Annotated in this window: 20 protein-coding genes, 4 tRNA genes and 1 other annotated feature; of the genes, 11 read left to right on the top strand and 13 right to left on the bottom strand. The window is 45.6% G+C overall.

Going from position 1 to position 21,779, the window contains the following annotated elements; genetic code table 11:
* The 7 genes from AACT19_RS19450 to uvrY form a co-directional block, all read right to left on the bottom strand.
* Nucleotides 1-76, bottom strand: a tRNA-Gly gene (locus tag AACT19_RS19450).
* A gap of 36 nt (nt 77-112) precedes the next feature.
* Nucleotides 113-199: transfer RNA gene (locus AACT19_RS19445), tRNA-Leu, on the bottom strand.
* An 80-nt stretch (nt 200-279) separates the two neighbouring features.
* Nucleotides 280-355 (bottom strand) — tRNA-Gly (locus tag AACT19_RS19440).
* Nucleotides 356-387: 32 nt separating this feature from the next.
* A tRNA-Cys gene (locus AACT19_RS19435) sits at nt 388-461 on the bottom strand.
* A gap of 266 nt (nt 462-727) precedes the next feature.
* Nucleotides 728-1,285, bottom strand: coding sequence for a CDP-diacylglycerol--glycerol-3-phosphate 3-phosphatidyltransferase (gene pgsA, locus AACT19_RS19430; protein ID WP_017078221.1), 558 nt, complete (start codon nt 1,283-1,285; stop codon nt 728-730).
* Between the two features lie 46 nt (nt 1,286-1,331).
* Nucleotides 1,332-3,164: an excinuclease ABC subunit UvrC gene (uvrC, locus tag AACT19_RS19425; RefSeq protein WP_017078220.1), complete on the bottom strand. Its 1,833-nt coding sequence runs from the start codon at nt 3,162-3,164 to the stop codon at nt 1,332-1,334.
* 15 nt (nt 3,165-3,179) lie between these two features.
* Nucleotides 3,180-3,824: a UvrY/SirA/GacA family response regulator transcription factor gene (gene uvrY, locus AACT19_RS19420; protein WP_004729778.1), complete on the bottom strand. Its 645-nt coding sequence runs from the start codon at nt 3,822-3,824 to the stop codon at nt 3,180-3,182.
* Nucleotides 3,825-4,250: 426 nt separating this feature from the next.
* On the opposite strand from uvrY, the gene AACT19_RS19415 reads away from it, so the two are divergent.
* Nucleotides 4,251-6,614 carry a DNA polymerase II gene (locus tag AACT19_RS19415; RefSeq protein WP_076648248.1) on the top strand — a complete coding sequence of 788 codons (2,364 nt, stop codon included), beginning with the start codon at nt 4,251-4,253 and terminating at the stop codon, nt 6,612-6,614.
* Nucleotides 6,615-6,746: 132 nt separating this feature from the next.
* Here AACT19_RS19415 and AACT19_RS19410 read toward each other — a convergent pair whose 3' ends face one another.
* Nucleotides 6,747-7,514 carry a nucleotidyltransferase gene (locus AACT19_RS19410; protein WP_076648245.1) on the bottom strand — a complete coding sequence of 256 codons (768 nt, stop codon included), beginning with the start codon at nt 7,512-7,514 and terminating at the stop codon, nt 6,747-6,749.
* Nucleotides 7,515-7,651: 137 nt separating this feature from the next.
* Between AACT19_RS19410 and efpL the strand changes: the two genes are divergently transcribed.
* From efpL to AACT19_RS19395, 3 genes are all read left to right on the top strand, one after another.
* Nucleotides 7,652-8,221, top strand: coding sequence for an elongation factor P-like protein EfpL (gene efpL, locus AACT19_RS19405; protein ID WP_004729781.1), 570 nt, complete (start codon nt 7,652-7,654; stop codon nt 8,219-8,221).
* A gap of 10 nt (nt 8,222-8,231) precedes the next feature.
* Entirely contained in the window at nt 8,232-8,561 is a 330-nt protein-coding gene (locus AACT19_RS19400) for an HI1450 family dsDNA-mimic protein (RefSeq protein ID WP_017094479.1), read from the top strand.
* An 89-nt stretch (nt 8,562-8,650) separates the two neighbouring features.
* A complete protein-coding gene (locus AACT19_RS19395) occupies nt 8,651-9,142 on the top strand; it encodes an RNA methyltransferase (protein ID WP_004729783.1) in 492 nt (163 codons plus the stop codon).
* A gap of 191 nt (nt 9,143-9,333) precedes the next feature.
* Here AACT19_RS19395 and rluB read toward each other — a convergent pair whose 3' ends face one another.
* From rluB to rnm, 3 genes are all read right to left on the bottom strand, one after another.
* On the bottom strand, nt 9,334-10,362 hold the full coding sequence (gene rluB, locus AACT19_RS19390) for a 23S rRNA pseudouridine(2605) synthase RluB (RefSeq protein ID WP_017089834.1): 1,029 nt from the start codon (nt 10,360-10,362) through the stop codon (nt 9,334-9,336).
* Nucleotides 10,363-10,521: 159 nt separating this feature from the next.
* Nucleotides 10,522-11,142: an L-threonylcarbamoyladenylate synthase gene (locus AACT19_RS19385; protein ID WP_004729785.1), complete on the bottom strand. Its 621-nt coding sequence runs from the start codon at nt 11,140-11,142 to the stop codon at nt 10,522-10,524.
* A 55-nt stretch (nt 11,143-11,197) separates the two neighbouring features.
* Nucleotides 11,198-12,067: an RNase RNM gene (rnm, locus tag AACT19_RS19380; RefSeq protein ID WP_076648243.1), complete on the bottom strand. Its 870-nt coding sequence runs from the start codon at nt 12,065-12,067 to the stop codon at nt 11,198-11,200.
* Between the two features lie 120 nt (nt 12,068-12,187).
* On the opposite strand from rnm, the gene AACT19_RS19375 reads away from it, so the two are divergent.
* From AACT19_RS19375 to trpA, 7 genes are all read left to right on the top strand, one after another.
* Nucleotides 12,188-12,313, top strand: a complete 126-nt coding sequence (locus AACT19_RS19375) for a trp operon leader peptide (RefSeq protein ID WP_009848753.1) — start codon at nt 12,188-12,190, stop codon at nt 12,311-12,313.
* Nucleotides 12,260-12,374 (top strand) — a sequence feature (Trp leader region). It overlaps the preceding gene by 54 nt.
* Before the next feature lie 125 nt (nt 12,375-12,499).
* Complete coding sequence (locus AACT19_RS19370) at nt 12,500-14,107, top strand: anthranilate synthase component 1 (protein WP_076648240.1); 1,608 nt, start codon at nt 12,500-12,502, stop codon at nt 14,105-14,107.
* A gap of 2 nt (nt 14,108-14,109) precedes the next feature.
* Nucleotides 14,110-14,736 (top strand): aminodeoxychorismate/anthranilate synthase component II, encoded by a 627-nt coding sequence (locus AACT19_RS19365; RefSeq protein WP_004729794.1) that lies wholly within the window; start codon nt 14,110-14,112, stop codon nt 14,734-14,736.
* Between the two features lie 9 nt (nt 14,737-14,745).
* The gene (trpD, locus tag AACT19_RS19360; protein WP_076648237.1) at nt 14,746-15,741 is read left to right on the top strand and encodes an anthranilate phosphoribosyltransferase; all 996 of its coding nucleotides are present in this window, start codon (nt 14,746-14,748) and stop codon (nt 15,739-15,741) included.
* 20 nt (nt 15,742-15,761) lie between these two features.
* The gene (gene trpCF / locus AACT19_RS19355; protein ID WP_076648234.1) at nt 15,762-17,213 is read left to right on the top strand and encodes a bifunctional indole-3-glycerol-phosphate synthase TrpC/phosphoribosylanthranilate isomerase TrpF; all 1,452 of its coding nucleotides are present in this window, start codon (nt 15,762-15,764) and stop codon (nt 17,211-17,213) included.
* Nucleotides 17,214-17,344: 131 nt separating this feature from the next.
* A complete protein-coding gene (gene trpB / locus AACT19_RS19350) occupies nt 17,345-18,535 on the top strand; it encodes a tryptophan synthase subunit beta (protein ID WP_004729801.1) in 1,191 nt (396 codons plus the stop codon).
* Nucleotides 18,535-19,341, top strand: a complete 807-nt coding sequence (gene trpA, locus AACT19_RS19345) for a tryptophan synthase subunit alpha (protein WP_004729802.1) — start codon at nt 18,535-18,537, stop codon at nt 19,339-19,341. Before trpB ends, trpA begins: the two co-directional genes overlap by 1 nt.
* Before the next feature lie 101 nt (nt 19,342-19,442).
* On the opposite strand, the gene AACT19_RS19340 is transcribed toward trpA, so the two are convergent.
* Together AACT19_RS19340 and AACT19_RS19335 are read right to left on the bottom strand one after the other, a co-directional pair.
* Entirely contained in the window at nt 19,443-20,240 is a 798-nt protein-coding gene (locus AACT19_RS19340; RefSeq protein WP_004729804.1) for a slipin family protein, read from the bottom strand.
* A gap of 82 nt (nt 20,241-20,322) precedes the next feature.
* Nucleotides 20,323-21,729, bottom strand: a complete 1,407-nt coding sequence (locus tag AACT19_RS19335; RefSeq protein WP_076648231.1) for an NfeD family protein — start codon at nt 21,727-21,729, stop codon at nt 20,323-20,325.
* Nucleotides 21,730-21,779 lie beyond the last annotated feature (50 nt).

Below are 21,779 nucleotides of genomic sequence, written 5' to 3'. Positions count from 1 at the left end.
TGGAGCGATACATCGGGTTCGAACCGATGACCTCAACCTTGGCAAGGTTGCGCTCTACCAACTGAGCTAGTATCGCATTTGCTACATCCGTTAAGACGTAGACTTTAATAGATGGTGCCCCGGGCCGGACTTGAACCGGCACAGCGCGAACGCCGAGGGATTTTAAATCCCTTGTGTCTACCAATTCCACCACCAGGGCACGCAATTCTTTATTGCGATGCCGATTACTGAAAAGTAAAACACCATCTTAATGCTGACGCCAATCAACATTACAAATTTTGGAGCGATACATCGGGTTCGAACCGATGACCTCAACCTTGGCAAGGTTGCGCTCTACCAACTGAGCTAGTATCGCATTTTCATTACTCTTCTAAACGAAAGAGATAATGGAGGCGCCTCCCGGAGTCGAACCGAGGTCCACGGATTTGCAATCCGCTGCATAGCCACTCTGCCAAGGCGCCTTAGTAACTCCAATCGAATCGCTTATTGCCATCCTCTTGGGTACGGGATGCATTCTACGGATTCAGAGGATTGAGTCAATATTATTTTTGTATTTTTAATTCGTTTGAATAGATTTCATACGAAACAGGCTAAATAGCTGACTTTGTGTGCAAAGGACTTTGTGGACAGGCCATTCAAAGGCGATCTATATCACATTAGATATCCACTATGGATAACTTAACCTTAGGTTAAAGATCAAAAAAGCGAGCCTCAGCTCGCTTCTTCATCAATGATGTTTTTCGTCTAACAAATCGTCTTTGGCAGCCATCAAGTATTGCGCCATTGACCAGTATGTAAGAACGGTTGCAACATAGAGCGCAATGTAACCTACCCACACCATCCAGTCGTCGTATCGCCAGATCAGTACCCAAAGAGCGAACATCTGAGAAACGGTTTTGACTTTACCAACCCAAGATACCGCAACGCTTGCACGTTTACCGATTTCAGCCATCCATTCACGAAGCGCCGAAATAATAATTTCACGAGCGATCATGGTAACCGCTGGAATCGTTATCCAAATCGAATGGTAATGCTCAGTCATCAAGATAAGAGCCGTAGCAACCAGCACTTTATCCGCCACAGGGTCAATAAAGGCACCGAAGCGAGACGTTTGCCCGAGTTTACGAGCCAGCATGCCATCTAGCCAGTCAGTAAAACCCGCTACCCAAAACACCATTGCAGCAGCAAAAGGAGCCCATTGGTAAGGTAGGTAAAAAACAACAACGAATACTGGGATCAAAAATAGTCTCAGTAAGGACAAAATGTTAGGTATATTCAAACGCATATTATTGGGCTCTTATTAATTGCGCTTTAATGGTGCGGGATTTTTACTATTGTTTCAATGCTTGATAAATGTTTTCTGCCAAAGAATGACTAATGCCCGGTACTTTGGCTATTTCTTCGACAGTTGCACGCTTAAGTTCTTGTAAGCCACCCATATATTTCAGCAAAGATTGACGGCGCTTAGGCCCTACCCCTTCAATTCCTTCAAGCGCACTGGTTCTACGCGTTTTACCACGTTTTGCTCTATGCCCTGCAATCGCATGATTATGGCTTTCATCACGAATATGTTGGATAAGGTGCAGTGCTGGCGCATCACTTGGTAAATTAAACTCTTCACCTTCAAGGGTCACCAAGGTTTCCAAACCCGGTTTACGTGTTACCCCTTTCGCAATACCCATCATTCTTGGTCGAAACGGCCAATCATCCCAATATTTGGAAATGATCTCATGGGCACGATTCAACTGACCTTTACCGCCATCGATAAAAATGATGTCTGGGATCTTGTCGACATCGAGTTGTTTTGAATAGCGTCTCTCAAGCGCCTGAGCCATTGCAGCGTAGTCATCACCACCGGTAATACCTGTGATGTTGTAACGACGGTATTCCGGTTTAACTGGCCCTTCTTGATTGAAGACCACGCAAGATGCAATCGTACTTTCACCCATGGTGTGACTGATATCGAAACATTCCATGCGTTTGATAACGTCCATCGACAGCACTTCTTGAAGCTCCTTAAAGCGCTGATTGATCGTCATCTTGTGATTAATCTTGGTGGTAATGGCTGTTAATGCATTGGTGTTAGACAGTTTAAGGTAGCGACCACGAGTGCCAGAAGGATTGGTATTGAAGTGGATCTTACGACCCGCAACTTCACACAAGGCTTCTTGAATCGGTGTGACATCTTCCATCAAATCAGCATTAAGGATGAGACGAGTTGGGATGGTTCTCGCTTCATTATGTGCAAGATAGTATTGGCTTAAAAAGCTCGAAAAGACTTCCTCTCGCACCGTATTGTTTGGAATTTTCGGGAAATGGCTTCTACTGCCTAAAACCTTTCCTTGGCGAATCATCAAGATGTGAATACAAGCCACGCCATTTTCTTGAGCAAAACCTAACACGTCCATATCTTCCATTGAGTCGTCAGATACGTACTGTTGCTCTTGCACGCGTCGAATCGCTTGGATCTGGTCACGGAAAGCAGCAGCTTGCTCAAAGCGAAGCTCTTGGCTTGCCTTGTCCATTTTATCGATGAGTGTCTCAAGAACTAGCTTGTCTTTCCCTTGCAGGAATAAACGAACGTAGTCGATAAGCTCGCTGTACTCTTCATCAGAGATGATTGAGCTGACACATGGCGCAGCGCAACGACCAATCTGATACATCAAACACGGGCGCGTTCTGTTGGCATAAACCGTATCTTCACACTGACGAGCAGGAAAGATTTTCTGTATTAGGTGCAACGTCTCACGCACAGCGCCGGAATCGGGATAAGGACCAAAGTACTCTCCCTTTTTCTTCTTAGCACCACGATGCATCGACAAACGAGGATGTTTGTGACCACTAATAAAAATATAGGGATACGACTTATCATCACGCAGAAGTACGTTGTATTTCGGTAGATACTGCTTGATGTAGTTGTGCTCAAGGATAAGAGCTTCTGTTTCTGTATGCGTTACAGTGACATCGATTTTGTCGATATTGCTAACTAAAGCGCGCGTTTTTTCACTGTCGACTTTTTTACGGAAATAACTGGAAAGGCGTTTTTTGAGGTTCTTAGCTTTACCGACGTAAATAACAACAGCCTCGGCGTTATACATACGATAAACGCCGGGCTGTTCTGTTACTGTCTTGAGAAATGACACTGAGTCAAACAAGTTGGTCACTATACGATCTCAGTGTTAAAGGGTCTCAGTGTCTAACATTCCATGTCTAATCGCTAAATGCGTCAGCTCTACATCGCCACTGATATCCAATTTGCTGAACAAACGGTAGCGGTAACTGTTGACTGTTTTAGGACTTAGATTGAGTTGTTCTGAAATATCCGTCACTTTCTGACCCTTGGTAATCATCATCATGATTTGAAGTTCACGCTCAGATAAGTCTGCGAATGGATTTTCAGACGCAGGCGAGAATTGGCTCAAAGCCATCTGCTGCGCAATTTCTGGTGAAATGTATCGTTGGCCACTATTAACCACTCGAATTGCATTTACCATTTCATCCGGACCTGCCCCTTTAGTAAGGTAACCAGCAGCTCCAGCTTGCATCACTTTAGTTGGAAACGGATTTTCCGTATGAACAGTTAAAACGATGATTTTAACATCAGGGTTGAAACGCAAGATTTTCTTGGTTGCTTCTAAGCCACCAATACCAGGCATATTCATATCCATCAAAATAACGTCAGTATTATTAGTACGACACCATTTTGCAGCATCTTCACCGCTTTCAGCTTCCCCTGCTACGTTCATTCCACGGACGTCTTCAATAATACGTCGTATCCCTGTGCGAACCAGCTCGTGATCATCTACAAGGAAAACATTTATCAAACTTGTATCTCCACACTATTAATTGGCTCTGCAACCACTGTGTCATTTCATCTGTTTGAAACAATTGAACAAAGGAACAGTGGATCGCAGCATTGAGTACATCTTAACTTAATTACTAAAAAAAAGCTCTGTTGAATATGTGCTGAAACACGAACTTTAGCAAGTACTTATTAACAAATAAGCTAACTAAAACAACAAGCTTTTTCTAAAAATCAACCAGTTAAAACAACACCCAATAAAATTACACAAGATAAAGATATTTTCAATACCATTGAATAGCCATTCGCGACAATTTCACTTATTTGCTTATGGAGTCCCGTTATTTGCCTCTGTTAACTAGAATTTAGTTAGTATTTTGGTTGCCTGTTGTGCGCGGAGAGCCGCTAGATGGTAGTATTCGATTCCCCATTTCAATAGGTTATTACATTGGATATTCAGCAAGGCTTTGTACTCACAAGACAAGCGAGAGACTTTTCAGGGCGTACCCAAATTGATTTGTGGTTAAGCTCCCCTCAAGGCCCAACTCTGCTGACGATTCAAAATGAAAAGCCTGTATTTTTTGTCGCTCAATCTGATGTTGAAGAATGTCAGGCAATCGCAGCGAAAGAGTCGATAGATTGCCAATTCAAGTCCCTAGAACTAGCCACATTCGATCAAACCCCTCTCGCCGCATGTTACACCTCATTGTCGAGAAGTAGCTTTGGTTTAGCACAAGCCTTTCACAGCGAAGAAATCCAGACCTTTGAAAGCGATATTCGACTCGCCGATCGATATCTGATGGAACGCTTTATCAAAGGCAGCATTGAGTTCACTGGGACTGCCGTGCAAAAAAGTCAGCACCTTAGAGTCTCCAATGCAAAATGCAGAACGGGCGAATACTTACCGAGTTTATCTGTGGTTTCGCTTGATATTGAATGCTCAGAAAAAGGTGTGCTTTATTCCATTGGCTTAGACAGCCCGATGGACAGCAGAGTCATCATGGTCGGCGAACCACAAGAGGCTGACACAAACGTCCAATGGGTTCCTAATGAGAAAGCTCTACTCGAGGCGATGATTAGATGGTTTTCTGAATTTGATCCCGACATCATCATCGGTTGGAATGTCATTGATTTCGATTTTAGGCTGCTGCACAAACGTTCAGAATGGAACGAAGTGAAGCTCAGCATCGGTAGAGACAATCAACCAAGCTTTTTCCGTAGTTCTGCACAAAACCAGCAAGGCTTTATCACTATCCCAGGCCGCGTTGTGTTGGATGGCATCGACATGCTCAAGACAGCGACCTACCACTTCCGCTCCTGGTCTCTTGAATCGGTATCTCAAGAACTGCTCGGGGAAGGCAAAGACATCCATAACGTTCACGACCGCATGGATGAGATAAACCGGATGTTTAAGTTCGATAAGCCTTCGCTCGCCAAGTACAACCTTCAAGACTGCGTGCTAGTAAATCGCATCTTCGAACACACTCACCTACTCGACTTCGCGATTGAGCGCTCTCGATTAACCGGTGTCGAGCTGGATCGTGTTGGTGGCTCTGTTGCGGCTTTTACTAATTTATACATGCCTCAGATACACCGAGCGGGTTACGTCGCGCCTAATTTAGAGCCCGAGAACTGGATCGCTAGCCCCGGTGGCTATGTGATGGATTCGATTCCCAACCTTTATGACTCGGTGTTGGTACTCGACTTTAAAAGCCTGTATCCATCGATCATTCGATCTTTCTTGATTGATCCGATGGGGCTGATAGAAGGACTAAAGTTAGAGTTAGGCTCTGAAGAAGACCAAGCGGTGGCTGGGTTTCGTGGTGGTCAGTTCCACCGCTCTAAGCATTTTCTACCAGAGATGATCGAAAACCTGTGGGCAGCACGTGACGTTGCAAAGAAGAACAACGAAAAAGCGTTCTCTCAAGCGATTAAGATCATCATGAACTCCTTCTATGGTGTGCTTGGCTCTTCTGGCTGCCGCTTCTTCGATACCCGTTTGGCCTCGTCGATCACTATGCGTGGGCACGAGATCATGAAGCAAACCAAGGTTCTAATCGAGGATAAAGGTTATCAAGTAATTTACGGAGATACCGATTCAACCTTCGTATCGCTAAACGGCAGTTACGATCAACAAAAAGCAGACGAGATCGGGAACGCACTGGTCGCTTACATCAACGATTGGTGGACGAATCACTTAAAAGAAACCTACAACCTAACCTCAATACTCGAACTGGAATACGAAACTCACTATCGCAAGTTTCTAATGCCAACCATTAGAGGTTCAGAAACCGGCTCGAAGAAACGCTATGCAGGCTTGATCAATCAAGGCGACCAAGAGAAGATCATCTTTAAAGGGCTTGAAAGTGCGCGAACCGACTGGACACCTCTCGCTCAGCAATTCCAACAAACCCTGTATGAGATGGTGTTTCACGACCAAGATCCAACGGACTATGTCAGACAGTTTGTCGATGAAACCGCTGCTGGTAAACACGATGATTTACTGGTGTACCAAAAGCGTTTGCGCCGCAAACTACACGAGTATCAAAAAAACATTCCGCCACAGGTTCGCGCAGCTCGTATGGCCGATGAGATCAATGCCAAGCTAGGTCGCCCGCTGCAATACCAAAACAAAGGGCGTATTGAATATTTGATTACTCTGAGTGGCCCTGAGCCAAAGGAGTACTTGAAGAATGGTATCGATTATCAGCATTACATCGACAAGCAGATTAAACCGGTCGCAGAGGCTATCTTACCCTTCATTGGTTTAGATTTTGAAAGAGTTAGCGGGCAGCAACTAGGCCTGTTCTAGACCTATTCTATTTTCGAGGCGACATTAGACTCGAGATATCTATTAATACTCGAGCCAGACATAAAAACGAAAAAAGCAGAGGAGTGCTTAACTCGCTCTGCTTTTTCATATCAACGGTTAGCTTACGAAGCCCTATCCGATTCGAAACTCAGTTTTCTGATACTGCTTAACCAGCCATTCACCAAAGCCATCAAGAATACCAATCACCGAACGTTTAGGAATCAGCCTACCAGAAAGTAAAATGCCTAACCTTTGGATTTCGATGTCTTTATCTGGGTGATACTTCAAGAACTGTTGACCACACTCTATTGGGCCATCGAACCAATATTTGTCACGATACATCACCAAAGAGTAACTGGCTCGCAGAAGCTTCTTGGCAATAATCACCTGTGCTGCAACTTGTTGTTCTGGCGTTGTTGCTCGGGAGATCTTATTACGATAAACCGCCAACCAGTTATCCGCATCCATATTCCAGTGCTTGGCAATTTCCCAACTCGTTTCGAAATCACCATAGCAGTCTGATAAGTCTTCACCATGCACACACACGGCTAAATGCTTAAGCATAAAGCCCCACGTAAAGATATTGTCGAAATCAACGATCTCGCTCACTAAGGTGGTTTTGATCGCCACTTGAGTGACCTGAGGGAAGCTCTTTTGGAAGCGCCATTTAATGGTGTTCAGCAGCGTGGTTCGTTGTTCTGGGAAAGGACGATGGGTAACCACAACCACATCTAGATTCGAGCGACCGACGACGGCTTGTTTGCGTGCCACACTGCCATAAACATAGACACTGTGTAGATTGGAGCCTAACCCGCCTTTTAAAAAGGTAATCAGATCGTTAACCACAGGTTGGAATTCAGGTTGAAATGGCTGTGTTGGGTCAATAACAGGTAGCTGCATAGGTCGTTTCGGTAAATAAAATAATGATTTAACTGTCTCTCTATGATCGCTTAGGTGACTTTATGATTCAAGCTATTCCTATTTATAGCGTCTACGAGATATAATCACCGGATAGACCCAATAAGGACAAACACAAAATGCCTAGAGCAAGTGAGATTAAAAAAGGTTTTGCGATCAACGTTGATGGCAAAACAGTACTAGTAAAAGATATCGAAGTGACAACACCAGGTGGCCGTGGCGGTCAAAAGATTTACCGCTTCCGTGGTCACGATGTAGCAACTGGCGTTAAAACAGAAGTTCGCCACAAGGCTGACGAAATCGTTGAAACTATCGACGTAACTAAGCGTGCAGTGATGTTCTCTTACGTTGACGGCAACGAGTACATCTTCATGGATAACGAAGATTACTCACAGTTCATCTTCAACGGTGAAATGATCGAAGACGAACTACTGTTCATCAACGAAGAAACTCAAGGCATGTACGCGATTCTTATCGACGGTACTGCAGCAACGCTTGAACTACCAACTTCAGTTGAGCTAGTGATCGAAGAAACAGACCCTTCAATCAAAGGTGCATCTGCTTCAGCTCGTACTAAGCCAGCTCGTCTGTCTACAGGCCTTACTGTTCAAGTTCCTGAGTACATTGCAACTGGCGACAAAGTTGTTGTGAACACAGCCGAACGTAAATACATGAACCGCGCAAGCTAAGATATTTATTATGACCGAAGCTAACAACCTAATGTCTTACGACGACGCAATTGACACTGCATACGACATCTTTCTAGAGATGGCTCCTGATAACCTTGAACCAGCAGACGTGATCCTATTCACGGCTCAGTTTGAAGATCGTGGCGCTGCAGAGCTCGTTGAAACTGGTGACGATTGGGTTGAACATGTTGGCTTTGAAGTCGACAAAGAGATCTACGCTGAAGTACGCATTGGTCTTGTAAATGAAGCTGATGATGTCTTAGATGACGTATTCGCTCGTCTGCTGATCAGCCGTGACCCTGAACACAAGTTCTGTCACATCTTGTGGAAACGCGACTAGGCTCTTCTTAAATCAGCTCAGAGTTCTGAGCTGATTTTCTTACGACTTCATAGCCTCATCACTTTACCAAACTGCAACTCTACAAAATTATGACCAAAGCAAAGACAGATACACTATCCAAAGGCTATGCCTGTGTTGGATTAGTAAACCCCAAAACACCTGAAAATGTTGGCTCAGTAATGCGAGCGGCTGGTTGCTACGGAGCAAACTCTGTATTTTATACTGGCACCCGTTATGACCACGCTCGACAGTTTCATACCGACACCAAAGAAAAGCACCTTGAGCTACCATTAATTGGTGTTGAAGACCTGAAAGACATTATTCCAGTTGGCTGCGTACCAATCGCGGTTGATTTGATAGAAGGCGCTAAGCCTCTGCCTGATTATAAGCACCCACCTCGTGCTTTTTATATCTTCGGCCCTGAAGATGGGACTCTGAAAAAAGAGATCACGGACTTCTGTCGTGAAACTATCTATGTTCCGACTAATGGCTGCATGAACCTTGCTGCTGCGGTCAATGTCATTCTATATGACCGCATGGCGAAGGGTGACAACTTCTCAAATCATTTGAAAGTGACCTAATACCAATCGTAGTCCATAGCTAGTGAAGCACTTCTACCTGGTTAATCGTTTCTACTTGGTAAGCACTTCCACATGACTTGAACTGCGCCATATTCAAGACGAAAAAAAACCTGCTAAGTTAGCAGGTTTTTTAGTATTCGAAACGTTGGATTAAGCTTTAAGCTTAAGAACTGTAGCAACTACTGGTGTAATTACTTACGTGATCTTGGCTTAGCCGGTTTAGCCGGGCGTCCGTTGTTCAGTTTAGGCTTTTTGGTAGCCTGAGGTTTGCCATTGGTCGTTGGAGCACTACGGCCTGAATCAGGTGTTGTAGTACCACGAGTTGCAGGCTTCTTACGCTTAGTCTGGTTGCTACGGCCTTTAGGAGCATTTGCACGCTCTTCGTGACGCTTAACAGCACGACGAATTTTTTGGCTACGAGAACGTTCACGCTTACGAGAAGTGTTTGCAGGATCAAGATCCAACAGTGTCTCTTTTTCTGGCTGAAGTTCAACAAGCTCACGCAAGTAGTTTACTTCTTGAAGATCTAGCTCTTTCCAACCGCCACGAGGCAGTTTCTTATCAAGGTAGATATCACCGTAACGTACACGTTTCAGACGGCTTACTGTTGTTTCTTGTGATTCCCAAAGACGACGAACCTCACGGTTACGACCTTCGTTAATCGCTACGTAGAAAGTATGGTTCATACCTTCACCGCCAGCGTAAACCACGTCTTCGAAACGAGCCATACCATCTTCAAGTTGAACGCCACGAGTCACGTTTTTAACTTTTTGCTCAGTCACTTCACCAAACACACGTACTAGGTACTCACGCTCAACCTGACGGCTTGGGTGCATTAGGCGGTTTGCAAGTTCACCATCAGTAGTGAAAAGCAAAAGACCCGATGTGTTTGCATCAAGACGGCCAACTGAAATCCAACGAGAACCACGGATCTTAGGTAGACGATCGAAAACAGTGCGGCGACCTTCAGGATCATGACGAGTACAAAGCTCACCTTCCGGTTTGTAATAAGCAAGTACACGACAAACCACCTCTTCAGAGGCTTTGCCTGTAATAGTGTGGCCATCAATACGGATCACTGAGTTCTCGTCTTCAAGACGCTCACCCAATTTCGCAACTTGACCGTTAACACTTACACGACCAGATTTAATTAAACCTTCTAGTTCACGACGAGAACCGTGACCAGCTCGCGCTAAAACCTTCTGTAATTTTTCGCTCATTTACTCTTTTCTACCTAATTGTCGTCTTCACAGACGTCGAATGAATTTTTCGCGACCAAATCGCGGTCGCGTATTATCGCAAATAACCTGCCAAAAAGCACTTGTTATTTACTCTGGCAGGTTTGCTGTTTCGTTACAGACTGTTAATCAGTAACGCTATTATTCAAACGGCGCTGGATCGCCGGCACCACGACGTAAAACAACGGCGTCATCGTCACTGAAGTCAATAACCGTAGTCGGTTGCTCACCTAAGTAGCCGCCATTCAAAATGACATCAACCGCATGCTCTAGGCTGTCGCGAATTTCTTCTGGATCCGACTCAGTTGTCTCGTTACCCGGAAGAATCAGAGATGTCGACATCAATGGCTCGCCCATTGCTTCCAACAGGTCAAGTGCAATCTTGTTGTCTGGTACACGAATACCAATCGTTTTACGCTTAGCGTTCATCAAACGCTTTGGCACTTCTTTAGTTGCTTTGAAGATAAACGTATAAGCACCGGGCGTGTGTGCCTTAAGTAAACGGAAAGCAACGTTATCAACTCGTGCATACAGTGACAATTCAGAAAGGTCACGGCATAACAACGTGAAATTGTGCTTATCATCGATTCGACGAATTTTACAGATGCGTTCAAGTGCTTGTTTGTTTTCAAGCTGACAGCCCAGCGCATAACCGGAATCTGTTGGATAAACCACAACGCCGCCATTGCGAATAATCGCAACCGCTTGAATAATTAAGCGCGCTTGTGGGTTATCTGGGTGTACATAAAAAAACTGGCTCATTGTTGATCCTCGTTATCGAATCTCTCGACTCTATCATCAGAAGGAGCTGGTTCACCTAAATACTGTCATCGGTATCAGTTGGTGAAACCGTTTGAAACTCCCAATCTTTCCATACTTCTTCGACCCCAGAAGGTAGCCAGAGATTACGTCCAAGTTCCATCCATGGGGATGGGTAATGGAAGTCACTGCCTTGGGAGGCTAATAGTTTGTATTGTATAGCATAATCCGCAAGTGTGCGTCTTTCTTGTTGCGCTTGCTGAGGCTGAGCGACTTCCATAGCGTCACCTTTTGCTTCAACAAATGCAGCTAACAGACGCTTAACCCACTTCGCTGTTAAGCCATATCGGCCGGGGTGAGCTAATACTGCTTGACCACCAGCAGCATGAATAGCCGTGACAGCATCACTCATTGAACACCACGTTGGCGGCACATAACCTGGGTTATTGCGAGTCAGAAACTTTTTAAACACCTGCTGCATGGTTTTTGCGTAGCCGTTATCGACTAACCACTTAGCAAAGTGAGCACGAGTGATAGGCGCATCACCAGCAATCAATTTAACTTCTTCTAGCAAGCCTTCACGAGTCGCTTTCTCAAGACGTTGAGCAATCATCTCTGCACGCCCGACACGGTGTTGCTTCTGTTGTTCAATTAACGCTGTTAGCTCTGGTGACTCCGGATCAACGTTTAACCCAACAATATGGATATCTTTGTTTTGCCAAACAGTCGAAATCTCAATGCCGTTGATCAACTGGATAGGAAGGTTGTTATCAGCAATATAGCTGCGTGCTTCAGCAAGCCCATCAGTCGTATCATGATCTGTAATCGCTAACGCTTCGATGTTAAAGCCTAGCGCTCGGTCAATCAGTTCAGGTGGAGTAAGTCGGCCATCTGAGGCTGTTGTATGACTATGTAGATCAATTCTCATATATTCTTTTTCATTGTTTTCAATTTTTATCGTTATATTTGTGTCAACACACTTGACCTGCAAGCGCAAAACTAGTTAACTAGTACACAAATACGAAGTATCACATTTGACAGGTTCACCATGTTACAAGAATTTAACCAAAACCATAAAGATAAAGTTTTAGAACTTTCTTCAGTAGAAGCAAGTTCAGAGCTTAATTGGTGGCGCACTTGGACAAGTTCTTGGTGGGCTAACGTGTACTTCTAGTTAAACAGTTTGTTTATAAAAAAGTTATCACTAAGCCCGCTTTAATAGCGGGCTTTTTAATTTGTCGAACATCTCACATTCAACTGACTAACAAATCATCGAATTGACCATATTCTAGATTGGGTGAAAGGTATCTTTATGCGACTATGTACGGCAGGAAACTTAAAGAATCATAAAGGAGGTCTTGTGAACAAGGCCATTGAAATCAAAAAGCTGGGAACCATTGAGGTCATCAATTCTTCAGTTCCTTACTCGCAAGATCCAACCAGCGTTTTTCATACTTTGTGTGAAAACAAAACAGACAGTCTGTTGCTGGAATCTGCTGAGATTGAATCTAAACAGAACCTGACAAGCCTACTCCTTATCGACTCTGCTGTTCGCATCGTATGTCGCGGACATGAAGTAACCTTCCAAGCATTGACTGAAAATGGTCAAGCGCTTATCGAACATCTCACTCAAAACGTTAAAGCAGAAATTGAATCTGACCTTACCGATAACGTTTTGACGCTGACTTTTGTCGAGCCAAGCAACGAATTAGATGAAGACTCACGTTTAAGAGAAGCTTCTTCATTCGATGCTCTGCGTTTGGTTCAACACAGCTTTGAGCAAGACGCTGATAACAAGCACGCGTTATTCATGGCGGGCCTATTCGCTTACGACATCGTGGCGAACTTTGAACCGCTAGGTGATGCTGAAGCGACTAACAACTGCCCTGACTTTGTTTTCTACGTTGCTGAAACACTATTGCGTTTCGATCACCAAGAGAACGAAGGTCTGCTTCACGCGAGCTTGTTCACTCAAGATGAAAACATCAGAACACAATTAACTGAGCGTCTAGCTGACATTCAGACACAATGTCAGTCATTGAAAGCCATCACAGAAGTAACGCCGCTCGACAACGTTGAAGCTATACCAAGCGTTTCAGATGAAGACTTCTGCCAAACGGTTCGTGACCTAAAAGAGTACGTAGTAAAAGGCGATGTATTCCAAGTAGTACCTTCACGTCGCTTCACGCTACCTTGCCCTGCTCCACTGGCGGCTTACAAAGAACTCAAGCAAAGTAATCCAAGCCCTTACATGTTCTATATGCAAGACGAGCTATTTACTCTGTTTGGTGCTTCTCCAGAAAGTGCTCTGAAATACGAAACCGAAACCAACCAAATCGAGATTTACCCAATTGCTGGTACTCGTCGTCGCGGTAAGCGCCCGAATGGTCAAATCGATTTCGATCTAGACAGCCGTATTGAGCTTGAACTGCGTACCGACAAGAAAGAAAACGCTGAACACATGATGCTTGTTGACCTAGCACGTAACGATGTGGCTCGTATTGCCGAAGCAGGCACTCGCCACGTAGCAGACTTGCTAAAAGTTGACCGCTACAGCCATGTGATGCATTTAGTTTCTCGTGTTGTTGGTCAGCTCCGTGAAGACTTAGATGCCCTTCACGCTTACCAAGCTTGTATGAACATGGGTACGCTAACGGGCGCACCTAAAATTCGTGCAATGCAACTTATCCGTGACGTAGAAAAAACACGTCGTGGCAGCTACGGCGGTGCAGTGGGTTACCTAACTGGTGAAGGCACTTTAGATACTTGTATCGTGATTCGCTCTGCTTACGTTGAAGATGGCGTAGCACAAGTACAAGCAGGTGCTGGTGTGGTATTCGATTCAGACCCACAAGCAGAAGCCGATGAAACTCGCGGCAAGGCACAAGCGGTTATCTCAGCGATCCAAGCAGCTCACACTAAGAGCTCTGCTACAAACCAACACTCATCAAATAAGAAGGAGTCGTAATCATGGCTGATATTGTATTCATCGATAACTTCGACTCATTCACATACAACCTTGTAGACCAGTTTCGTTCATTAGGTCACAGCGTAAAGATTTACCGTAACAACATTCCTGCAAAAGTAGTTGAAGCGGCGATCAACGAACTAGACAACCCTGTTGCACTGCTTTCACCAGGCCCTGGTGCTCCGGCGGATGCGGGCTGTATGCCAGAGCTAATTCAGCTGCTAAAAGGCAAAGTGCCAATGATTGGTATTTGCTTAGGCCACCAAGCGATTGTTGAAGCCTACGGCGGCACCGTTGCAGGCGCTGGCGAAATCATTCATGGTAAGGTGTCGATGATGGAACACCAAAACCATGCGACTTACCAAGGCTTACCTTCGCCGCTGGCTATCGCTCGCTACCACTCTTTAGTGGCAACGCATGTATCCGATAGCCTAACGGTGACCGCTGAAGTCGATGATTTGGTAATGTCTGTAGTTCAAGAACAAGACAAGGTTTGTGGGTTCCAATTCCACCCTGAATCGATTATGACGACCTACGGTGCAACGCTTCTAGCGAACGCTATCGAATGGGCTCTTGAGAAACCTCTTCATCTAGAGAAAAGCTCTACTCTTGATAAAAAGACTAACTAGGAAACGATCATGGAACAGATTAATAAACTTTACGAACAACAGTCTCTTACTCAAGAAGAAAGCCAACAACTGTTTGATGTGATCATCAAGGGCGAACTAGACCCAATTTTGATGGCTTCTGCGCTTACTGCAATGAAAATCAAAGGCGAAACGCCGGATGAAATCGCTGGCGCAGCGAAAGCACTGCTTGCTAATGCAAACCCGTTCCCACGTCCTGATTACGATTTCGCAGACATCGTAGGTACAGGTGGCGACGGTCATGACACCATCAACATTTCTACAACTTCTGCATTTGTAGCAGCAGCGTGTGGTTTAAAAATAGCTAAGCACGGCAACCGCAGCGTATCGAGCAAATCAGGCTCTTCTGACCTACTGGATTCGTTCGGTATTAACCTAGCGATGACAGCAGAAGACACTCGTACTGCAGTCGACGAGCTTGGCGTAGCATTCCTATTTGCTCCGCAATATCACGTCGGTGTACGTCACGCGATGCCTGTTCGTCAGACGATGAAAACGCGCACTATCTTCAACATCCTTGGTCCACTGATTAACCCTGCTCGCCCTAATATCGAGTTAATGGGTGTTTACAGCAAAGAGCTCGTCCGCCCTATCGCGGAAACCATGCTGCAAATGGGTATGAAGCGTGCTGCCGTTGTTCATGGTAGTGGCCTTGATGAGGTGGCTATTCATGGTGAGACAATCGTTGCTGAAATTAAAGATGGCAAAATTCACGAGTACACAGTGACACCGGCAGACTTTGGCCTGAACACTCACCCTCTTGAAGCAATCAAGGGCGGCGAGCCAGAAGAGAACAAAGCCATCACAACCGATATCCTGACGGGTAAAGGCACAGATGCTCAAGTTGGCGCTGTGGCAGTCAACGTTGCTCTGCTGATGCGTCTATTTGGTCACGAAGATCTAAAAGCCAACACACAGCAAGCGATTGACGCGATGAACTCTGGCAAAGCGTACGAGCTTGTACAAAAGCTTGCTGCACACGCCTAACGAACGACGAGACAAAGAACATGACACAGACTACCGATAAATTGTCGACCCACGTTTCAATCAAAGAAGCTGAAATGGCGGAAGTATTAGCAAAAATCGTTCGTGACAAATACCAATGGGTTGAAGCGCGTAAGCAAACTCAACCATTGGACGAGTTTAAAGCAGCGTTAACCGCAACAGACCGCAGCTTTTATGATGCATTGAGCGGCGAACAAACGGTTTTCATCACTGAATGTAAGAAGGCATCTCCGTCAAAAGGTTTAATCCGTGACGAGTTTGATTTGGACTACATTGCGTCGGTTTACAACAACCACGCAAACGCGATTTCTGTGCTGACAGACGAGAAGTACTTCCAAGGTGACTTTGAGTTTTTACCTAAAGTTCGCAGCATTGCTAAGCAGCCTATCCTGTGTAAAGACTTCATGGTTGATACCTACCAAGTGTACTTAGCTCGACATTACTCAGCTGACGCAATTTTGCTAATGCTATCGGTATTAGATGACGAAGAATACCAAGCGCTGGCTGAAGTTGCTCACTCGCTAAATATGGGTGTACTCACCGAAGTCAGTAACGAAGAAGAGCTTCACCGCGCAGTCGCTTTAAAAGCAAAAGTGATCGGTATTAATAACCGTAACCTACGTGACCTTTCGACTGATTTGAACCGTACTAAAGAGTTGGCTCCGCTGATTCGCGAACTGGCTCCAAACGCAGTCGTGATTTCAGAGTCTGGCATCTACAACCATCAGCAAGTACGTGACCTTTCAACATTTGCAGACGGCTTCCTAATCGGTAGCTCTCTGATGGCTGAAAAGAACCTAGAGCTTGCGGTGCGTAAAGTGACGCTCGGTGAAAACAAGGTGTGTGGTTTAACTCACTCTGACGATGCAGCAAAGGCTTATCAAGCTGGTGCGGTATTCGGTGGTCTGATTTTCGTTGAAGCATCTAAGCGTCATGTTGATATCGAAGCAGCTCGTTTAACCATGAGCGGCGCACCTTTGAACTACGTGGGTGTATTCCAAAATCATAGCGTTACTGACGTTGCGAAAACGGTTTCTGAGCTAGGTTTATTTGCGGTGCAACTGCACGGTGATGAGTCTCAAGCATTTGTCGATGAACTAAAACAATCTCTACCTGAACACGTTGAGATTTGGAAAGCTTACGGTGTGGCTTCTGGTGCTGAAAACGGTGCTAAAAGCGCGCTACCAGAATTACTGAAAAGCAACGTGACTCGTCACCTGCTAGATACTAAAGTGGGTTCTCAAACTGGCGGTACAGGCCAAGCGTTCGATTGGAGCCTAATCAACAACCAAAGCGCAATCATGTTAGCGGGTGGCCTAAACCCAGACAATGCTAACCAAGCGGCTAAGTTGGGTTGTTTAGGGCTAGACCTAAACTCAGGCGTTGAATCAGCTCCAGGTAAAAAAGACGCAGACAAACTGCAACGCGCTTTTGCAGCGATTCGTAATTACTAGTCCAAGCTCGGCGCTAGAAATTAGAAAGCAGAAACTAAAAACATATTTGTGAGCTTTGCCTTTTGCGAAGCTCAAGCAAGATTAAATGACTTGGTGTGAATACACATCGATAGAATTGAAGGAATAACACAATGGCTAAACTCGATGCCTACTTTGGTGAATACGGTGGTCAATACGTACCGCAGATCCTAGTGCCAGCACTAGACCAACTGGAACAAGCATTTATCGATGCACAAGCAGATCCTGAGTTCCGCAGTGAATTCATGACGCTTCTGCAAGAGTACGCAGGTCGTCCAACGGCACTAACGCTAACGCGTAACCTGACCAAAGGTACAAAAACCAAACTGTACCTAAAGCGTGAAGATCTCCTTCACGGTGGTGCTCACAAGACAAACCAAGTTCTTGGCCAAGCATTGCTAGCAAAACGCATGGGTAAACAGGAAATCATCGCTGAAACTGGCGCAGGCCAACATGGTGTTGCAACGGCTCTAGCTTGTGCTCTACTGGGCCTTAAGTGTCGTGTTTACATGGGTGCAAAAGACGTTGAACGTCAAAGCCCGAACGTGTTCCGTATGAAGCTAATGGGCGCAGAGGTTATTCCTGTTCATTCTGGCTCTTCAACGCTAAAAGATGCATGTAACGAAGCGCTACGTGACTGGTCTGCAACTTATGAAGACGCGCACTACCTATTGGGTACTGCGGCTGGCCCTCACCCATTCCCAACGATTGTTCGTGATTTCCAACGCATGATTGGTGAAGAAACGAAGCACCAAATCTTAGCTCGTGAAGGTCGCCTTCCAGATGCGGTTATCGCTTGTGTCGGCGGTGGTTCAAACGCTATCGGTATGTTCGCTGACTTCATTGAAGAAGAGTCTGTACGCCTGATCGGTGTAGAGCCTGCTGGTAAAGGTATTGATACCGACCAACACGGCGCGCCACTTAAGCACGGTAAAACCGGTATCTTCTTCGGTATGAAAGCACCACTGATGCAAGATGAGAACGGCCAAGTAGAAGAGTCTTACTCTGTTTCTGCGGGTCTAGATTTCCCATCAGTTGGTCCTCAACACGCGCACCTAAATGCTATTGGCCGTGCTGAATACGACAACGTAACCGACGATGAAGCGCTAGAAGCGTTCCAATTAATTGCACGCAAAGAAGGCATTATCGCAGCACTAGAGTCATCTCATGCTGTAGCTCACGCTGTCAAAATGGCTCACGACGACCCAGAGAAAGAACAGCTATTAGTCGTTAACTTATCTGGTCGTGGTGACAAAGACATTTTCTCTGTACACGACATTCTTAAAGAGAAAGGAGCATTATAATGGATCGCTATCAATCACTCTTCACTCGCTTAGCTGAAAAGAATCAGGGCGCATTTGTACCATTCGTAACGGTTGGCGATCCTAACCCTGAGCAATCACTTAAGATCATGGAAACGCTAGTTGAAGCGGGCGCTGACGCACTTGAGCTTGGTATCCCATTCTCAGATCCGCTTGCAGATGGCCCGACAATCCAAGGCGCAAACATTCGTGCTTTAGATTCAAAAGTAACGCCAGATGTGTGCTTCGATCTTATCGGTCAAATTCGTGCTAAATACCCAGAGCTGCCAATCGGCCTACTGATGTACGCAAACCTGGTTTACGCACGTGGTATAGAAAATTTTTACGAACGCTGCGCAAAAGCAGGTATCGATTCAGTATTGATTGCTGATGTACCTACCAATGAAAGCGGTGAATTTGTTGCTGCAGCTGAAAAGTTTGGCGTTCACCCAATCTTTATTGCTCCACCAACAGCAAGCGATGAAACGCTTCAATCAGTATCTGAGCTAGGTGGCGGCTACACTTACCTACTTTCTCGCTCAGGCGTAACGGGCGCAGAAACAAAAGCAAACATGCCAGTAACGGCACTGCTTGATCGCTTGAACAAGTTCGATGCGCCACCAGCACTGCTTGGTTTCGGTATCTCGGCTCCTGAACAAGTGAAAGAAGCGATTGTAGCTGGCGCTGCAGGTGCGATCTCTGGCTCAGCCGTAGTTAAAATCATTGAAAACAACGTTGAACAACCAGAAGCAATGCTTAAAGCACTTGCGGAGTTTGTTACGCCAATGAAAGCGGCTACGCAGAAATAATCGACGCTCGTAATCAATGGTCATTAAATAGAACCAGCGATTCAAATACTAAAAGGCTCCACAGTTGTGGAGCCTTTTTTATTGCTCTTCATTTGAGCCAATCACTCATCGGCTTTCATCGCTTTCTTGATTGCAGCCTCATTGAGTGTCGCTTTGATCGGATCGGTTATCTTCTCGACCAGATCGATGGGCATTGGGAAGATGATTGTGGAAGTTCGCTCATTGGCTACTTCTGTTAGTGTTTGCATATATCGCAATTGAATGGCGTTGGGCGCTTGATTAAGAACCTCTGCAGCCTCTTTCAGCTTGGTTGATGCTTCTAGTTCCCCTGTTGCATGGATCACCTTAGCTCGACGTGAACGTTCCGCCTCGGCTTGCTTAGCAAGGGCTCGTACCATACTGTCATCAAGATCCACATGCTTGATCTCGACATTGGCAATCTTGATCCCCCAGTTATCGGTGTGTTGATCCAGTATCGCTTGCAAGTCTCTATTGAGCTCTTCTCGCTCAGACAGCAATTCATCCAACTCATGCTGTCCTAATACTGAACGCAACGTTGTTTGCGACAGTTGACTGGTTGCTTCGAGGTAGTTCTCTACGTTATTGATCGCCATCTTCGGGTCCAGCACTCGAAAATAGACCACGGCATTCACCTTCACTGACACGTTATCGCGTGTGATCAAATCTTGCGTCGGCACGTCCAACACGATAGTTCGTAGATCCACTCGCACAATTTGTTGGATGAAAGGAATGATGATAATTAACCCCGGTCCTTTCACTCCGTAAAAGCGCCCAAGGAAAAACACCACTGCACGTTCATATTCGCGCAGCACTCTGAACATGCTGGCTATCAACAAGATAACGAGCACAATGACAATACCTATAGTGTGTATAAACATAACCGCCCCCTAATGGTAACGATGGCTAAGCAATTAATAATTCAATAACGTTTGTTCTAGCAATCCACGCTAACAGTCCGCGCTAGCTAGATTTCGATGATGTATCATTGGGCAGCGCCTCCACATCCAAAGATAGCCCCGTCAGCTTGGTCACTCTGATGATCTGCCCCGCTTGCAATTCACTCGCGCATTTGGCTTGCCAGATCTCACCTTCGACTAGCACTCGCCCCGCACCGGGGAAGCCGCTTACCACTTTGCCGGTGTCGCCGACAACCGCTTCCATCCCCGTAGTCACTGGTTTGTTTCTCACTCGGACTAGCATTGATATTGTTACGACGATAAAGGCAACAGAGAACAAACTGATCCCGATAATTAGCGGCAATGCGATTTGATAACCCGGCACTTCGGTATCCATCAACATGATCGAACCGAGCGTAAACGCAGCGACGCCGCCCAAACCGAAGATGCCAAAACTGGGGCTAAAGGCCTCTGCGACCATCAAAACAATTCCCAATAGGATTAAAGCAAGGCCCGCGTAACTCACAGGCAGCATTTGTAAGGAGTACATCGCTAATAACAGACAGATACCACCCAAAACACCCGGTAGCCCGACGCCGGGGTTATAGAATTCGAGTAACAAACCGTAGATACCAATCAGCATCAAAATATATGCAACGTTCGGGTTCGTGATCACTGACAGCAAACTAAAGCGCCAGTCTTGTTCTCGCTCGATAAAAACCACCTCATTGAGCTGAACTTCCTGACTGACACCGTTGATGGTGACGGTGCGCCCGTTACTCAGTTCAACCAATTGCTGAAGGTCGCTGGCAATAAAATCAATCACGTTAAGTGTGAGTGCGTTCTCTGAGTCTAAACTCGCCGCTTCTCTTACCGCTTTTTCTGCCCATTCTTCATTGCGATTGTGTAGCTTAGCCAAACTGACAATGTAAGCCGCAGCATCATTGATGACTTTCTTCTCCATCGCAGTGGTGGCTTTTACTTGGTCTGAGTTCTCTTGTTTTGTTTCGTCTTGCTCACTCGTTGACGTGTTGTCATCTTTATTGGCGTCGTCTTGAGGAGATAACGGATTAGCAGGCGCTTTGCCCCCACCGAGCGACACAGGGGTTGCTGCACCTAGATTAGTTCCGGGCGCCATAGAAGCGATGTGACTAGCAAGTAAAATATAGGTTCCCGCACTCGCCGCACGTGAGCCTGCTGGCCCAACCCAAGTTGCTATCGGAATCGGTGACGTGGTGATGGATCGAATAATGTCACGCATCGACGAATCTAACCCGCCAGGCGTGTTCATTTTCAAAATGATGAGCTTTGCTTGCTCATCGTGAGCTTGTTCTATTTCTCTAGTGAGGTAATCACTGGTCGCCGGACCTATCCCTCCGTTCACCTCAATCACCCAGACATCATCGGCCTGAGCGAATACAGAGCTGAACAACAGAAGAAACGCAAACAAGTACTTTAATATAAAAGTCATAGCCCCCCTCCTTACAACTGAGATGCTAGATAGACGTTTTATTTAAAGCG

The organism is Vibrio sp. 10N.222.47.A9, from assembly GCF_963872585.1.
Taxonomy (GTDB): domain Bacteria; phylum Pseudomonadota; class Gammaproteobacteria; order Enterobacterales; family Vibrionaceae; genus Vibrio; species Vibrio splendidus.
The sequence above is the reverse complement of the archived record's forward strand: the minus strand, read 5'-3'. Positions and strand labels throughout refer to the sequence as shown.

What these genes read in the sequence shown, in the direction of transcription:
- pgsA (WP_017078221.1), bottom strand. Translation starts at nt 1,285, where the DNA reads ATGCGTTTGAATATACCTAACATTTTGTCCTTACTGAGACTATTTTTG.
- AACT19_RS19410 (WP_076648245.1), bottom strand. Translation starts at nt 7,514, where the DNA reads ATGCAGCTACCTGTTATTGACCCAACACAGCCATTTCAACCTGAATTC.
- efpL (WP_004729781.1), top strand. Translation starts at nt 7,652, where the DNA reads ATGCCTAGAGCAAGTGAGATTAAAAAAGGTTTTGCGATCAACGTTGAT.
- AACT19_RS19400 (WP_017094479.1), top strand. Translation starts at nt 8,232, where the DNA reads ATGACCGAAGCTAACAACCTAATGTCTTACGACGACGCAATTGACACT.
- AACT19_RS19395 (WP_004729783.1), top strand. Translation starts at nt 8,651, where the DNA reads ATGACCAAAGCAAAGACAGATACACTATCCAAAGGCTATGCCTGTGTT.
- rluB (WP_017089834.1), bottom strand. Translation starts at nt 10,362, where the DNA reads ATGAGCGAAAAATTACAGAAGGTTTTAGCGCGAGCTGGTCACGGTTCT.
- AACT19_RS19385 (WP_004729785.1), bottom strand. Translation starts at nt 11,142, where the DNA reads ATGAGCCAGTTTTTTTATGTACACCCAGATAACCCACAAGCGCGCTTA.
- rnm (WP_076648243.1), bottom strand. Translation starts at nt 12,067, where the DNA reads ATGAGAATTGATCTACATAGTCATACAACAGCCTCAGATGGCCGACTT.
- AACT19_RS19375 (WP_009848753.1), top strand. Translation starts at nt 12,188, where the DNA reads ATGTTACAAGAATTTAACCAAAACCATAAAGATAAAGTTTTAGAACTT.
- AACT19_RS19365 (WP_004729794.1), top strand. Translation starts at nt 14,110, where the DNA reads ATGGCTGATATTGTATTCATCGATAACTTCGACTCATTCACATACAAC.
- trpD (WP_076648237.1), top strand. Translation starts at nt 14,746, where the DNA reads ATGGAACAGATTAATAAACTTTACGAACAACAGTCTCTTACTCAAGAA.
- trpCF (WP_076648234.1), top strand. Translation starts at nt 15,762, where the DNA reads ATGACACAGACTACCGATAAATTGTCGACCCACGTTTCAATCAAAGAA.
- trpB (WP_004729801.1), top strand. Translation starts at nt 17,345, where the DNA reads ATGGCTAAACTCGATGCCTACTTTGGTGAATACGGTGGTCAATACGTA.
- trpA (WP_004729802.1), top strand. Translation starts at nt 18,535, where the DNA reads ATGGATCGCTATCAATCACTCTTCACTCGCTTAGCTGAAAAGAATCAG.
- AACT19_RS19340 (WP_004729804.1), bottom strand. Translation starts at nt 20,240, where the DNA reads ATGTTTATACACACTATAGGTATTGTCATTGTGCTCGTTATCTTGTTG.
- AACT19_RS19335 (WP_076648231.1), bottom strand. Translation starts at nt 21,729, where the DNA reads ATGACTTTTATATTAAAGTACTTGTTTGCGTTTCTTCTGTTGTTCAGC.